The organism is Stappia sp., assembly GCF_048268045.1.
GTDB lineage: Bacteria > Pseudomonadota > Alphaproteobacteria > Rhizobiales > Stappiaceae > Stappia.
The window spans coordinates 337,333-352,075 of the sequence record NZ_JBLWWG010000001.1 but is presented as its reverse complement, the minus strand read 5'-3'; the positions used below and the strand labels follow the sequence as shown (position 1 = coordinate 352,075).

Here is a 14,743-nt window from a genome sequence, read left to right as displayed (position 1 = left end):
AAGACGGGGACAAGGAGCCTATGGCTTATAGATATCTCCTAGTTCACCCCGTCAGATACCTTCGTGCGCTGTCGCGGAAGTGGCAGCGAAGGATCATCTTCGGCGTTGGCGGCCTCATGGTCGGGCTGAGCGGCATGGCGCTCGCGGTGATTTCCGACAAGGCGCAGGACGTCTTTCGGGCTTTTCTCGAGATATCTCCCTACAGCGGGCTTTTCGTCACGCCTGTCGGTTTCGGGTTGGTGGTCTGGATGACCAACCGCTATTTCCCGGGAACGCAGGGCTCCGGCATCCCTCAGGCCATCGCCGCGCGTCAGTTGAAGAGCCCTCGGGACCGCGTCAAGCTCGTCGGGTTGCGATCTGCGGTCGGCAAGTTGTTGATGACCACGGCCGGTCTTGCCGTTGGAGCGTCAACGGGGCGCGAGGGGCCGACGGTGCAGATTGGCGCCGCGATCATGTTCCTCACCGGGCGGATTTCGCCGCGACGGCAGCAGGGACTTATCCTCGCCGGCTCGGCCGCGGGCATCGCCGGCGCGTTCAACACGCCGCTTGCCGGTATCGTCTTCGCCATCGAGGAAATGAGCCGGTCGTTCGAGATGCGCACCAGCGGCCTGATCATCGGAACGGTGATTCTCGCCGGCATGGTGCCGCTGACGGTGTTCGGCAATTACATCTATTTCGGCACGACCCACGACGTGCTGCATTTCGGCTGGGGCTGGTTGGCCGTTCCCGTGATCGGCGTCATCGGCGGGATCTGCGGCGGTGCCTTCTCGCGCGTCCTGCTTCTGGTGACGCTTGGCTGCCCCGGGCGGATCGGGCGCTTCATCAAGGCGCGCCCGGTGGCCTTCGCGGTGATCTGCGGCATGGTCGTCGCGCTCTGCGGCCTGGCGACCGGCGGCGCGGTGAACGGCACGGGATACGAGGCCGCACGCGAGGCCCTGCACGGACGGTCGGAACTCTCCTTCATCTATGCGCCGCTCAAGTTTCTGGCGACCGTCGCCTCGGCGATCAGCGGTCTTCCCGGCGGCATCTTTTCGCCGTCGCTGTCGGTGGGGGCGGGCCTTGGCGCCGATCTTTCGCTGCTTTTCCCCAATGTGCCGATCGGTGTGATCGTGCTTCTGGGGATGGTCGCCTATTTCACGGGCGTGGTGCAGGCGCCGATCACCGCCTTCGTCATCGTCATGGAGATGACCGACAACAATCACATGCTGTTGCCGCTGATGGCCTGCGCGCTGATCGCCAACGCGGCGTCCAAGGTCATGTGCAAGGAAGGCGTCTATCAGGCACAGGCGCGCATCTTCGTGAAATGGGTGGAATCGACCTCGACACGGCCGGTCCGTTAGGCCCGGCCCGCACCTTGTCGCTGTCTTCGGGCGGGGACTGGTGCGGGTCGGAAGTCTTTGGCCCGGATTATGGTTTTTTGCTAGTCTGCGGGAAATCCGGTCCGGGTGGGACGTGCGGGGCGATGGTGCCTCCGATCCCGACCGGCAGCGCGCCGGACGGCACGCAGCGTCATTCCTGGGAGTTTCTCAATGTCCCTTGCCACCCTTCAGGCCGAAGTCCACCGCAATGGAGCGGGAATCGCGCTTGTCCTTCAGATCCTGGGCCAGCGCTTCGGTGACAGGTTCTCCGCCGCACAGGCGGTGCGCGAGCAGCATGCGCACACCACGACCTGGTTGCCGAATCAGGCGCCCGACGGCGTCGTCTTCGCCGAGACGACGGAAGAGGTGGCCGAGGTCGTTTCCGTGTGCGCAGAACATCGCGTTCCGGTCATCGCCTTCGGCACTGGGTCCTCGCTCGAGGGGCATGTGAATGCGCCCGCAGGCGGCATTTCCGTCGATCTGTCGCGCATGAACCAGGTGCTCGAGGTTCATGCGGAAGACCTCGACTGCGTCGTGCAGGCGGGCGTTACCCGCAAGCAGCTCAATGAATATCTGCGCGACACGGGGCTTTTCTTCCCGATCGATCCGGGCGCCGACGCAAGCCTTGGCGGTATGGCCGCGACGCGTGCTTCCGGCACCAACGCGGTGCGCTATGGCACCATGAAGGATGCGGTCCTGGCGCTCACGGTGGTGATGGCCGACGGACGGATCGTGCATACCGGCGGGCGGGCGAAGAAGTCATCGGCCGGCTACGATCTTACGCGGCTCATGATCGGCTCCGAGGGCACGCTCGGCATCATCACCGAGGTGACGCTGCGCCTGCACGGCATTCCGGAAGCCATGTCGGGCGGCGTATGCCCGTTCCCGGATCTGGAAAGCGCCTGCAACGCGGTGATCCAGACGATCCAGCTTGGGCTGCCGGTCGCACGTATCGAACTTCTCGATACGCTGCAGATCCGCGCCTGCAATGCGTATTCGAAGCTTGATTTCGAGGAGACGCCGACGCTTTTCGTCGAGTTTCACGGCACCGAGGCGGGGGTGCGCGAGCAGAGCGAGCTGTTCGGCGAGATCGCCGGCGAGAACGGCGGCGGAACCTTTGTCTGGGCGACGCAGGCCGAGGATCGCAACAAGCTCTGGACGGCGCGGCACAACGCCTACTGGGCCTCGCTTGGCCTGCGGCCGGGCAGCAAGGGCGTTTCGACCGATGTCTGCGTGCCGATCTCGCGGCTGGCGGACTGTATCGGCGAGACCTACCGCGACATCGAGGAGAGTGGGCTGATTGCTCCGCTCGTCGGCCATGTCGGCGATGGCAATTTCCATGTCCTGGTGCTCGTCGACGTCGAGAAGCCGGAGGAAATCGAGGCGACCGAAGCCTTCGTCGAGCGCCTCAATTGGCGCGCCATCGAGATGGGAGGCACCTGCACCGGCGAGCATGGCGTGGGCCAGGGAAAGATGAAATATCTCGACCGTGAACACGGGGCGGGGCTGGACGTGATGCGCACGATCAAGCGCGCGCTCGATCCGCATGGCATTCTCAATCCGGGGAAGATCCTCAAGACAGACTAGGGCCGGGCGGCCGGACGCCGGCTCGAACGAGGGAGAAGAGCGCTGAACTCGATCTACATCACGATCGGCGTAACGCTCATCGCCGTGCTGCTGGCCGCTCTCGTCGGTCCGTTCCTTGTCGACTGGACCGCCTATCGGACCACGTTCGAGCGCTATGGCGAGCAGATGCTCGGCCACCGCGTCGCGGTGATGGGCGAGGCCGAAATGCGGCTTTTGCCCACGCCGACGCTGACCTTCACCGATGTGCGCGTCGGCGAACCCGAAGACCCGCTGCTCGCGGTTTCCCGGTTCACCATGCGGGTGGAGCTGCCGCCTCTGCTGAAGGGCGAGATCCGGGTCATCGACATGACGATGGACGCGCCCAGCCTGCGGCTTTCCATCGATGAGCAGGGGCGTCTTGACTGGTTCACCGCGCGCGACCGCGCGGGGCTGATCCGCGATCTCGACCCCGACCTTGTCATGCTCGAGCAGGCGACGATCCGCGACGGCCGACTCAGCATCATCGATGCGCGCAGCGGGCGCACCCATCGGATCGAGGATGTCGATCTGACCGTTGCGGCGCGCTCGTTGCTCGGACCGTTCAAGATCGACGGCATGGCATCCCTGGGCGGCGAGCGGGCAACCGTGATGCTGACGACCGGCCGTCGCGACGCGGAGGGCGGGCTCCGGCTGCGCGCCAGCGTCATTCCCGTGTCGACGCCGGTCGACCTCGTCATGGACGGGCGACTTGCCATCGACGATGGCCGGCCCGCCTATGAGGGTGGCTATACGCTGGCCTCCGTCACGGTGGATGAGGACAAGACGAAAGCCTGGCGGAGCGAGGGCGCCTTCGCGCTCGACATGACCACGTTGAACCTGAAGGAGGCACGGTTCTCCTTCGGGCCGGAAGAGCGTCCCGTGTCGCTTGAGGGCACGCTCGCGGTGTCGCTTGCCGAGCCCTACAGGTTCGATCTCGAAGCCCGCGCCAAGCAGCTGGATCTCGACCGGATCTCCGGTCGCGGGCCCCAGGAGCCGCTATCGGCGAGGGAGGCCGGCGGCATCGTTCTCGACGCGCTGCAGGCTCTGCCGCATCCCGCCATCGCCGGGACCGTGAAGCTGGCCGTGCCGGGGGTGATCTCCGGCGGCGGCCTCATCCAGGACGTGCGGCTTGAGGCGGACCGGCTGGCGAGCGGCTGGCGCGTGCGCACGCTCGAGGGACAGCTGCCCGGGCGAACCGAGTTTCTCGCCCGGGGCGATATCGAACTCACCCCGAAAGCCGCGTTCCGGGGCAGTTTCGCCGCCTCGGTCGTCCAACCCAATCTTTTTGCCGACTGGTGGCGAAAGGGCGGTGTCGCCGGTGCCGTCGTCGAGCCCTTCGCGGTCGATGCAAGGGTGGCCGCAGCCTCTGACGGCGTGTCGCTCACGGATATGTCCTTCGAGATCGCCGGCCAGTCGGGGCGGGGCGCGATCTCCTACCGGTTGCCGGCGGGCGGTCCGCCTCGGCTGGAAGCGGATCTCGATGCGGAACTTCTGGACGCAGATCAGGCGCGTCTGCTCGTCGGCCTTTTCCTGGGTGGCAAGGACAAGGGGCTGGACATCGCCGGAGAGATCTCCGCGCGAATCTTCGCGCAAAAGGTCAAGGCCGGTGCCTTCAGCGCTTCGGGAGCGACGCTGAAGGCCCTTTACGCGAACGACACGCTGTCGATCGATACGCTGTCGATCGACGATCTCGCCGGCGCGCGGATTGCTGCCGAGGGCAAGATTTCCTCCCTGTCGTCGACACCTTCGGGAAAGATGACGGTTTCCGTCGACGCGGACCGGCTCGATGGTGTCGCCGGACTTCTCTCGGCGCTGGTTCCCGAGGCCGGGGCGGCACGTTTTCTCGCCAGCCGGGCCGAGGCATTGTCGCCGGCGCGGCTTGAGCTCGTCTTCACCGGCGAAGCAAGCGGGGCGGGAGCTGGTGCGACGACACTTGCCGGCGTCACGGCCAGAGGCACGGCGGGGGGCACTGCTGTCGACATTTCCGCCGGCCTGGACGGGCGGCTGGACGCCTGGCGCGCGGCGCGCCTGGATCTGAGCGCCGGGTTGAGCGCGGCGGACGGCGCGGGCTTCCTGGCGCAGGTCGGGCTTTCGGTGCTGCCCGTTGCCGCGGTTGGCGATGCCCGGCTGGAGCTCAGTCTCTCCGGTCGCGCCCAGAACGCGCTGGAGGGATCCGCGCGCTTCTACCTCGGCAAGGAGGCATCCCTTGCCGCGGTTGGCGAGATCACCCTGCCGAAGGACGGCGAGGCGGTCTATTCGGCCGATGTCACCGCGAAGGCGCGTGATCTCATGTCGCTTGCGATCCTGTCGGGACGCCTGCCGTCCCTGACGACGGGCAGCGGTGCGGTCGATCTCGTCGCCGGGCTCGAGGGCAAGGGCGACACTTTCACACTGAAGGATATCGCCGGGCGTTTCGCCGAGGCCGAGGTCGATGGCGCACTGGACGTCAACCTGCGTCGGAAGACGACGGGCATGGCGCCGCGGGTGCGCGGCCGTCTGGTTCTTTCGACGCTGGATCTTGCCGCCGCCACAGATCTGGTGCTTGGCCCGGACGAGATGACCTCCGCCGAGACGGGCGTCTGGTCGACCACGGCCTTCGGTCAGCCGCTGCTGCCGGATCTCGATATCGGCGTCGATCTTTCGGTTGGCGCGCTTGCAATGGCCGGCCTTCCGGAGATCGTCGATCTCGAAGGCCGGTTGACGCTGACGCCCGAGGCGCTCGCGCTCGATATTTCGGGCGGGAAATTCGCCGATGGTGCGATCTCCGGTGCTTACGCGGTCAAGAGGTCCGGGGGGCAGGCGAGCCTGACAGGGTCGGCGAAACTCGAAGGCGCGGACCTTGCGGAGCTCGTCTGGCGGCGCGGCGGGCGCGCTGTTGCGACCGGGCGCCTCGACCTGACAGTCGATGCGGAGGGTACGGGGCGGTCGCTCGCGGGCATCGTCTCCGGACTGGCCGGAGGCATGACGCTCGGCGTTTCGGATGGCGAGATCCGCAGGATCAACCCGAACGCCTTCGCTCTGGTGATCCGGGCGGTCGATGCCGGCATGAAGCTGGAGGACGACACCATCCGCCAGGCTTTCGCGAGCCATCTGGACGCCGGGGTGCTGCCCTTCGAGGCGCTTGAGGCCAGCGGATCGATCGCCGGCGGCGTGCTGCGGGTCAACACGCTGCGTCTCGATACGAAGTCGGCCAATGTCTTCGGCGGCGCGCAGGTGGACCTCAAGGAAAAGACCCTGCAAAGCGAGATCGCGTTGAAGGTCGAGCCGGGCGAGAACGCGGTTACCGGTGCGGAGCCGCAGGTCGGGCTGGTCTTCTCCGGGGCTCTTGCAGCGCCCGAGCGGGGCATCGATATTGCCCCCTTCACGGCCTTTTTAACCCTGCGTGCCTTCGAGCAGGAGGTGCGCCGCGTCGAGGATTTGCAGGCGGAGATCGGCGAGCGCGACCGGTTGATGCGCGAGCTGCGACGGCAGCGCGAGATCGAACGTCGCAAGGAGCGCGAGACGCAAGAGCGCGAGCTCAAGCGCCAGGAGGATGCGCGCCGGGCGGTGGAAGAGGAAGCGGCTGCCAGGGCGGCGGCGGAACGGGCGGCGGCACAGAAGGCCGAGCAGGACCGGGCGGCGAAGGAAAAGGCCGCGCGCGAGGCGGCGGAAAAGGAAGCGCAGCGCAAGCAGCGCGCGGCGCCGCAGAGGCAGGGAGCCACCTCGCCGGCCGCCGGCTTCGGCGACCGCATTCGCCGCGCGCTGGAGGACATCGACAGGGCGAACCCGCCCGAGACCACCGGTTCGGCAGCAAAGCGCGGGGCTGGCGAGGGCGCGCCGATGCAATTGCTGCCGCCGCTCGACCCTCCGGTCTATGTGGGCGCTACGCCCGACCGGTGAAGCTGGTCTATCGCGACGATTTCCTGAAGTGACGAAGCGCTGCGACGCGAAGGGCCGACGACAGGGAGGCGTCGGCTCCGGTCGGATCGATGTGACGGGCATCATCGATGCTGGCAACCAGCGCGGGGAGGCTCAACTCCTGCGCCTCGGCCATGTCGTCGAGCGCGCCCCAGAACTCTGGCTCGAGCGCGAGGCTGGTACGGTGACCGTGAAGGGTGAGCGAGCGCTTGACGAGGGACACGGACGGCGTCCGGCTCAGGAGGTCTTGCCGGATGGATCCGGCGTGTCGGTCTCGCGCAGATGTCCCTCGACATGGCGCTCGCGACGGTCGCCTTCCAGCGCGTCCTGGCGTTTCTCCGCCTTTGTGCGCCCGAAGAGGACGCGGTGTTCCGCAGCCTTCGTCTCGCGCTCGGCGCGGGCACGGGCCTTGCGGGCCTGTCTGAGATTGACGATTTCGCCGCTCATCGCGCTATCCCGGTGATATCCGAGCCCTTTCGGGACGGAGGCAACCGATCAGATCAGGTCTTCTTGCGGAAGGCATCGAGCGAAACGACATCCGCGCTGCCTTCCGTCTTGCTGTCCTCGTCTGTCGAGCCGTCGGCTTTCGTGTCGGTTGCGCCGTCCGCCGCGGTCGCAGCGGCCTTGTCCGTCTCGCGTTCGACCTCGCTCAGGATCGCCTCGGCGCGCTCCTGCTCGCGGGCCGCCTCGACCAGCTCTTCCGGCAGTTCCTCGGCCGTCTTGCCGGGCTCGAATTCGAGCGCGAACTGCACGGAAGGGTCGAAGAACCCCTTGATCGAGGAGAAGGGGACGAAGAGCTTCTCCGGCACGCCGCCGAAGGACAGGCCCACCTCGAAGGCGTGGTCGGTGACGGTCAGGTCCCAGAACTGGTGCTGGAGAACGACCGTCATTTCCTTCGGGTAGCGTTCGTGCAGGCGGGGCGAGATGCGCACGCCTGGCGCGTTTGTATCGAACGCGATGTAGAAATGGTGTTCACCGGGAAGGCCGATACGGGCCACCTCGGTCAGGATCTTGCGCACGGCGCCGCGCAGCGCATCCTGGATGACGATGTCGTAACGGATCAGATCTTCGGCCATCGCTCGCAACTGTCGCAGTGAATCGGTGTTGGCGCCACCATGGCGCGCGGCGCTCGACTTGAAAAGGCCTGCACGACAGGAAGCACCCAACTCTCGACAGGCAAGCGTCATATTTCCCGTCGGCGGTGTCTCTTGGCGTCCTGGGCGAACGCCCCGTATCGAGCGGGCGAAAGAAAAGAAGTGGAGGCTTCTGTTGCCAGGTGCCTCCGGACCCCGCCTGTAGGTGCTACCCCACAGGGCTTAAAGGACTACCGGCACCGCATTACGCGGCGACAGCGTTGTCCATAGCATAGTTGTCATTTGCAACTATTGAGACGGCCCGATAACGGCGGAACCATGCCGAACGAAAGAACAGCCTTTACACCCTCGTCGATCCTATTTCGCCCCCGCCGAAGCTCACCCCACCGCATGGTCCGGTGAGCTTGGGTGGAGGCGCCGGGTACCGCCCCCGGGTCCGATAGGCTTATTTCGCAGTCCGTTTATCGTCATAGTCGGCTTGCACCGACACTTCGCAATATAGGTGCACTTGAGCCGGCTGAAAAGGGGCTGGAACCCGCTTCGCACTGCTTGTGGGCGACGGATGGTCGCGCGCTTGTGATCCGACGTAACTGGGATGCCTTGCGCCACGGGTTTAGGATCGCCGAGCGCGGTGCGGCGAACGCCACGCGCATTGGTGTAAGGAGCACGTCCGATGACCCTTGCCGTTCGGCGAAATGTCTTTTTCCTCGTGCTGGCTGGCGTGGTGATCGCGGCTGTCGCCGCGATCGCGATTGCGCGGGCGGCGGGCTGGTTCGGTTTCGGGGGGGAGGACACCGGCCCGATCTACACCGGCCTCGTGGAAGGAACGGCTGTCGGGGGCTACGATCCGGTCGCCTATTTCACGCAAGGCAGAGCGGTCGAGGGATCGCCGGCCATTGTGTTCCGCTACCGGGGCGCGCAGTGGCGTTTTTCCAGCGAGGCGAACCGCGCCGCCTTCGAGGCCGACCCGCAACGCTATGCGCCGGCTTTTGGCGGCTATTGCGCCTGGGCGGTTGCGCAGGGATCGCTTGCGCGCGGCAATCCGGCCAACTGGGACATTGTCGACGGGACGCTCTACCTCAACTACGACGATAGCGTTCAGACCAGATGGCGCACCGACATTTCGGGCTTCATAAAAAAGGCGCGCAACAACTGGCCGGATCTGGCCGGCAGGTGAGCCAATGACGGCGGGATCTGTCGCCGGCGGCGTGGAAAGCGGCATCGCGGGTGCTCATGCCCCTTGCAGCACCTGCGGCCGTGGGCGACCATCCAGCCCAGATGGAATCGGCGGAAGCCCTCGGACAAGCGGACGGACTGTGACGTGCGGCAATATCTCGACCTGATGCAACGCATTCTCGATGAGGGAGCGGAAAAGACCGATCGGACCGGAACCGGCACGCGATCGGTCTTCGGGCACCAGATGCGCTTCGATCTCGCCGAGGGCTTTCCCATGGTGACGACGAAGAAGCTGCACCTGAAGTCCATCGTTCACGAGCTGCTGTGGTTCCTCGCCGGCGATACCAATATTCGCTACCTCAAGGAAAACGGCGTCCGCATATGGGACGAATGGGCCGACGAGAACGGCGACCTGGGGCCGGTCTACGGCTACCAATGGCGCTCCTGGCCTGCACCCGACGGCCACTCGATCGACCAGATCGCCAATGTTCTCGAGCTGATCCGGCGCAGCCCGGACAGTCGCCGGCTGATCGTTTCTGCCTGGAACCCGGCGCTGGTCGACGAGATGGCGCTGCCGCCCTGCCATGCCCTGTTCCAGTTCTACGTCGCCGATGGCCGGCTTTCCTGCCAGCTTTACCAGCGCTCGGCCGATGTGTTCCTCGGGGTGCCGTTCAACATCGCCTCCTATGCGCTCCTCACCATGATGGTGGCGCAGGTGACGGGCTATGCGCCAGGGGAGTTCATCCACACGTTTGGCGATGCGCATCTCTACCTGAACCACATGGATCAGGCGCGCGAGCAGCTTTCGCGCGCGCCCCGCACGCTGCCGCGCATTGAGATCAATACGCGGATCGATGATCTCTTCGCGTTCCGCTTCGAGGATTTCTCGCTTGTGGATTACGATCCGCATCCGCACATCAAGGCGGCGGTCGCCGTCTGAGCAGCCTTCAGGCAATGGCGAAAGCACAACGGGCGCCCCCATGGGACGCCCGTCGTTTGTTTGATCAGGACTTGAGCCGGTAGCCCGTCTTGAAGATCCAGGCGATGACAGCGAGGCAGATGGCCAGGAAGAGAGCGGTCATCATCAGGCTGGTGCCGAGGTCGACATCGGCCCTGCCGTAGAAGCTCCAGCGGAAGCCGCTGATCAGGTAGACCACGGGATTGAACATGGTCACCGTCTGCCAGGCGGGCGGCAGCATCGAGATCGAGTAGAAGCTGCCGCCGAGAAAGGCGAGGGGCGTGATCACCAGCAGCGGCACGAACTGCAGCTTCTCGAAATTGTCCGCCCAGATGCCGATGATGAACCCGAGCAGCGAGAAGGTGATCGCCGTCAGCACCATGAAGGCGAACATGCCGAACGGATGCTGGATTTCCAGCGGCACGAAGAGATGGGCCGTCGCCAGGATGATGAGTGCGACGAGGATGGATTTGGTCGCCGCCGCTCCGACATAGGCGATGACGATCTCCATGTAGGAGATCGGCGCTGACAGAACCTCGTAGATCGTGCCGGTGAAGCGCGGGAAATAGATGCCGAAAGAGGCGTTCGAGACGCTCTGCGTCAACAGCGAGAGCATGATCAGGCCCGGCACGATGAAGGCGCCGTAGCTCACCCCGTCGACTTCCGAGATGCGCGAGCCGATGGCAGCGCCGAACACGATGAAATAGAGCGAGGTCGACAGCACCGGCGAGACGATGCTCTGGAACAGGGTGCGGCCCGTGCGTGCCATCTCGAAGCGGTAGATGGCCTTGATTGCATGAAAGTTCATTGCGGTGCCCTCACCAGATTGACGAAGATATCCTCGAGGGAGCTCTGTCGTGTGTCGAGGTCGCGGAAGCGGATGCCTGCGGCCTGGAGATCGGAAAGAAGGCCGGTAATGCCGGTGCGTTCGCCCTGGGCATCATACGTGTAGACGAGCGACTGCCCGTCGTCGGTGAGCTCGAGATTCCGCCCGGCCAGGCTTTCCGGCAGGGTGGCGAGCGGCTCGGCCAGTTGCAGGATCAGCTCCTTGCGGCCGAGCTTGCGCATCAGCTCGTCCTTGTCCTCGACGAGGATGATCTCACCCTTGTTGATCACGCCGACCCGATCGGCGAGATCCTCTGCCTCCTCGATGTAGTGGGTCGTCAGGATGACGGTGACGCCCGTGTCGCGCAGGCGCCGGATCACCCGCCACATGTCCTTGCGCAGTTCCACGTCGACGCCGGCGGTCGGTTCGTCGAGGAACAGGAGGCGAGGTTCGTGGGCGAGCGCCTTGGCAATCAGAACACGCCGCTTCATGCCGCCGGACAGCTGGAACAGCTTGTTGTCCTTCTTGTCCCAGAGCGACAGGTCGCGCAGGACCCGCTCGACAAGAGCGGGGTCCTTGCGCTTGCCGAAGAGGCCGCGGCTGAAGTTGACCGTGGCGAGCACGGTCTCGAAGGCGTCGGTGGTCAGCTCCTGCGGCACCAGCCCGATTTCGGCGCGTGCAGCGCGAAACTCGGTGGCAATATCGTGGCCGTTTACGGTGACCTTGCCGCTGGTGGCGTTGACGATGCCGCAGATGATGCTGATCAGCGTGGTCTTGCCGGCACCATTGGGGCCGAGCAGGGCGAAGATCTCGCCAGGCTCTATGTCCAGGTTGATGTGCTTGAGCGCCTCGAAGCCTGTGTCATATGTCTTGCACAGGTCCGAGACGGAGAGAATCGGCGGCATGGCTGGCCTTGAAGCAAGGGTGGATCGGAGCGCGACGACGGCGCGAAGCCTTGCTGAAGGCTCCGGGCATGCGTCATCCCGATTGTGTGTTGTCGCGACAATATAGGAAGCCGAACCGCGTTCAACAGGCCGCATGGGGGAGAAAAGTCGCCTTGTCGCCCCAGGGGGAGGCCTCGCGCTGGCGTGGCAATCCGGCCTTTTCGCGCCAAAAGAGGCACGCCATCGCGCGCCGTGTGGCGGCGGTCAGACGGATTGCACGCATGTCGATGCGCATGCCTGATGCGGCGTGCGCCCAAAGGCGATTATCTCTGATTTTTCAACGAGGGGAAAGTGGTGGGTGCACGGGGATTCGAACCCAGGACCGGCTGATTAAGAGTCAGCTGCTCTACCAACTGAGCTATACACCCACAGACCGTTTCGGTCGGAAGTCGGTAATTCCGTGTTCTGCGCTTCCGCAGGGAATGTCCCGCCTTCGGCTGGCGCTGCGCGCCGGCCGCTGTGTGACGGGTATATACAAAGGCCGGAGAGAGCACGCAAGGGGGTTTGTGTCGCAAATTTATCTTCGTTGAAATTGCTGCCTCGCGCCTGGGGATAAGTGGCGTGCAGGGCGGATGTTGGCGGCGGAATTGCCTGGCCCCTGCCGATGTCGGCGCCGAAGCCGCTCTTGTGGTCGGTGCGAACCGCTGTGAGCGGTATGGCAGCGCGCCTCCGCAATCAGCGGCGCCGGCCATCGTTCGCCGGTCGGGAACCACGGCCGTTTTCGGGGGAGGGGGAGCCTTCTTGCAACAATCGGCAAGGGATGGCCGTGTGTGGCGTAATTTCGTGACTTACCGCTTGACCGGCTTTGCGGGCGCGTCTAGTTTGCGCCCCGTCGGCGGAGACATTCAGGTTGTCCGCAACGAATCGGATCCGCCGGGGAACATCGCCCGCAGGCGGCAAGGAGACGGAAGAGATGATGAGCAACGTGCTCATTCTTGTATGCGGAACGCGCGCGACACGGACGGGATAAACTCCGTTTCCGAATGAAGTCACGCGCGTATGAGGCCTCCCCGGGGGCCTTTTTTATTGCCCGATCGCCAGAGCCGCCGACGGCATGGCGATCCCTTCGGAAGACATGGCTCACATCAGCAAGCTGCGATAATCGAGGACAGGAAAATGAAGCGTGAGATGACCGGCGCCGAGATGGTGCTCCAGGCACTCAGGGACCAGGGGGTCCGCCATGTATTCGGCTATCCCGGTGGCGCCGTGCTTCCGATCTATGACGAGATTATCCAGCAGGACGATATCGAGCACATTCTTGTGCGCCACGAACAGGGCGCAGGCCATGCGGCGGAGGGCTATGCTCGCTCCACCGGCAAGCCGGGCGTCGTGCTGGTCACCTCGGGTCCGGGCGCGACCAATATGGTCACGGCGCTCACCGACGCGATGCTCGATTCCATTCCGCTCGTCTGCATCTCCGGCCAGGTTCCGACCCATCTGATCGGCAATGACGCCTTCCAGGAATGCGACACGGTCGGCATCACCCGTCCTTGTACCAAGCACAACTGGCTGGTGAAGCGGATCGAGGATCTGCCTCGCATCCTGCACGAGGCTTTCTATGTGGCGACCTCCGGCCGTCCCGGGCCGGTCGTCGTCGACGTGCCGAAGGACATCCAGTTCGCCACCGGCACCTACGAGCCGCCGACGCAGGTGGCGCACAAGAGTTACCGGCCGCGCATCAAGGGCGACATGGAGGCGATCCGGCGCGCTGTCGAACTGATCGCGCGTGCGAAGAAGCCGATCCTCTATACCGGCGGCGGCGTCATCAACTCGGGCCCGGTCGCGAGCCAGCTCCTGCGCGAGTTCGCCGAGATGACCGGCATTCCCGTGACCTCGACGCTGATGGGGCTTGGCGCTTTCCCGGCTTCCGACGGCAAATGGCTCGGCATGCTCGGCATGCATGGCACCTACGAAGCCAACATGGCGATGCACGATTGCGACGTCATGGTGAACATCGGCGCGCGTTTCGACGACCGCATCACCGGCCGCGTCGACGCCTTCTCGCCGAATTCGCTGAAGATCCACGTCGACATCGACCCCTCGTCGATCAACAAGACCGTGCAGGTCGACCTGCCGATCATCGGTGACGTCGCCCATGTGCTGGAGGACATGGTGCGCCTGTGGCGCAACGGCTCCTTCGCGCTCGACAAGGAGGCGATGGCGGACTGGTGGTCGCAGATCGATCGCTGGCGGGCGCGCCAGTCGCTGGCCTACCGTCCGTCGGAAGACATCATCATGCCGCAGTATGCGCTGCAGCGTCTCTATGCGTACACCAAGGACCGAGAGACCTATGTCTCCACCGAGGTCGGCCAGCACCAGATGTGGGCGGCGCAGTTCTATGGCTTCGAGGCGCCGAACCGCTGGCTGACCTCCGGCGGCCTCGGCACCATGGGCTATGGTCTGCCGGCGGCCATCGGTGCGCAGGTGGCGCATCCCGACGCGCTTTGCATCGACATCGCCGGCGATGCCTCGATCATGATGAACATCCAGGAGCTGTCGACGGCCGTCCAGTTCGGCCTGCCCGTCAAGGTGTTCATCCTCAACAACCAGTACATGGGCATGGTGCGCCAGTGGCAGCAGCTCCTGCACGGAAACCGGCTCTCTCATTCCTATCTGGAAAGCATGCCGGACTTCGTGAAGCTGGCGGAAGCCTTCGGCGGTCATGGTATCATCGTGGACAAGCCGCGGGACCTGGACGGGGCGATCGAGGAGATGCTCGCCACCCCCAAGCCGGTGCTCTTCGACTGCCGCGTGGCCAATCTCGCCAACTGCTTCCCGATGATCCCCTCGGGCAAGGCGCACAACGAGATGCTCCTGCCGGACGAGGCGAACGACGAGGCGGTGGCGAACGCCATCTCCGCGGAAGGCAAGGCGCTCGTCTGAGC

At 65.0% G+C, this 14,743-nt stretch carries 11 protein-coding genes, 1 tRNA gene and 1 other RNA gene; 6 read left to right on the top strand and 7 right to left on the bottom strand.

Annotated features, from left to right (window positions below; genetic code table 11):
- Positions 1-116: 116 nt before the first annotated feature.
- From ACN0WF_RS01615 to ACN0WF_RS01605, 3 genes are all read left to right on the top strand, one after another.
- Complete coding sequence (locus ACN0WF_RS01615; protein ID WP_417771016.1) at positions 117-1,340, top strand: chloride channel protein; 1,224 nt, start codon at positions 117-119, stop codon at positions 1,338-1,340.
- 189 nt (positions 1,341-1,529) lie between these two features.
- Positions 1,530-2,945, top strand: coding sequence for an FAD-binding oxidoreductase (locus tag ACN0WF_RS01610; protein WP_417771015.1), 1,416 nt, complete (start codon positions 1,530-1,532; stop codon positions 2,943-2,945).
- A gap of 42 nt (positions 2,946-2,987) precedes the next feature.
- Positions 2,988-6,842, top strand: coding sequence for an AsmA-like C-terminal region-containing protein (locus ACN0WF_RS01605; protein ID WP_417771209.1), 3,855 nt, complete (start codon positions 2,988-2,990; stop codon positions 6,840-6,842).
- 7 nt (positions 6,843-6,849) lie between these two features.
- On the opposite strand, the gene ACN0WF_RS01600 is transcribed toward ACN0WF_RS01605, so the two are convergent.
- From ACN0WF_RS01600 to ssrA, 4 genes are all read right to left on the bottom strand, one after another.
- Positions 6,850-7,083: a ribbon-helix-helix domain-containing protein gene (locus ACN0WF_RS01600; RefSeq protein ID WP_417771014.1), complete on the bottom strand. Its 234-nt coding sequence runs from the start codon at positions 7,081-7,083 to the stop codon at positions 6,850-6,852.
- 14 nt (positions 7,084-7,097) lie between these two features.
- Positions 7,098-7,307, bottom strand: a complete 210-nt coding sequence (locus tag ACN0WF_RS01595; RefSeq protein ID WP_417771013.1) for a DUF4169 family protein — start codon at positions 7,305-7,307, stop codon at positions 7,098-7,100.
- Between the two features lie 53 nt (positions 7,308-7,360).
- Positions 7,361-7,936 carry an SspB family protein gene (locus ACN0WF_RS01590; RefSeq protein WP_417771012.1) on the bottom strand — a complete coding sequence of 192 codons (576 nt, stop codon included), beginning with the start codon at positions 7,934-7,936 and terminating at the stop codon, positions 7,361-7,363.
- 179 nt (positions 7,937-8,115) lie between these two features.
- Positions 8,116-8,482, bottom strand: a transfer-messenger RNA (tmRNA) gene (gene ssrA, locus ACN0WF_RS01585).
- A 145-nt stretch (positions 8,483-8,627) separates the two neighbouring features.
- Between ssrA and ACN0WF_RS01580 the strand changes: the two genes are divergently transcribed.
- Together ACN0WF_RS01580 and ACN0WF_RS01575 are read left to right on the top strand one after the other, a co-directional pair.
- Positions 8,628-9,131, top strand: a complete 504-nt coding sequence (locus ACN0WF_RS01580) for a YHS domain-containing (seleno)protein (protein WP_417771011.1) — start codon at positions 8,628-8,630, stop codon at positions 9,129-9,131.
- Positions 9,132-9,275: 144 nt separating this feature from the next.
- Positions 9,276-10,070: a thymidylate synthase gene (locus ACN0WF_RS01575; RefSeq protein ID WP_417771010.1), complete on the top strand. Its 795-nt coding sequence runs from the start codon at positions 9,276-9,278 to the stop codon at positions 10,068-10,070.
- A 64-nt stretch (positions 10,071-10,134) separates the two neighbouring features.
- Here ACN0WF_RS01575 and ACN0WF_RS01570 read toward each other — a convergent pair whose 3' ends face one another.
- The 3 genes from ACN0WF_RS01570 to ACN0WF_RS01560 form a co-directional block, all read right to left on the bottom strand.
- Positions 10,135-10,896, bottom strand: a complete 762-nt coding sequence (locus ACN0WF_RS01570) for an ABC transporter permease (protein WP_417771009.1) — start codon at positions 10,894-10,896, stop codon at positions 10,135-10,137.
- The gene (locus tag ACN0WF_RS01565; RefSeq protein WP_417771008.1) at positions 10,893-11,819 is read right to left on the bottom strand and encodes an ABC transporter ATP-binding protein; all 927 of its coding nucleotides are present in this window, start codon (positions 11,817-11,819) and stop codon (positions 10,893-10,895) included. The genes ACN0WF_RS01570 and ACN0WF_RS01565 overlap by 4 nt, the downstream gene beginning before the upstream one ends.
- A gap of 331 nt (positions 11,820-12,150) precedes the next feature.
- A tRNA-Lys gene (locus ACN0WF_RS01560) sits at positions 12,151-12,226 on the bottom strand.
- Between the two features lie 748 nt (positions 12,227-12,974).
- On the opposite strand from ACN0WF_RS01560, the gene ACN0WF_RS01555 reads away from it, so the two are divergent.
- A complete protein-coding gene (locus ACN0WF_RS01555) occupies positions 12,975-14,741 on the top strand; it encodes an acetolactate synthase 3 large subunit (protein WP_417771007.1) in 1,767 nt (588 codons plus the stop codon).
- The last annotated feature ends 2 nt before the right edge of the window (positions 14,742-14,743 follow it).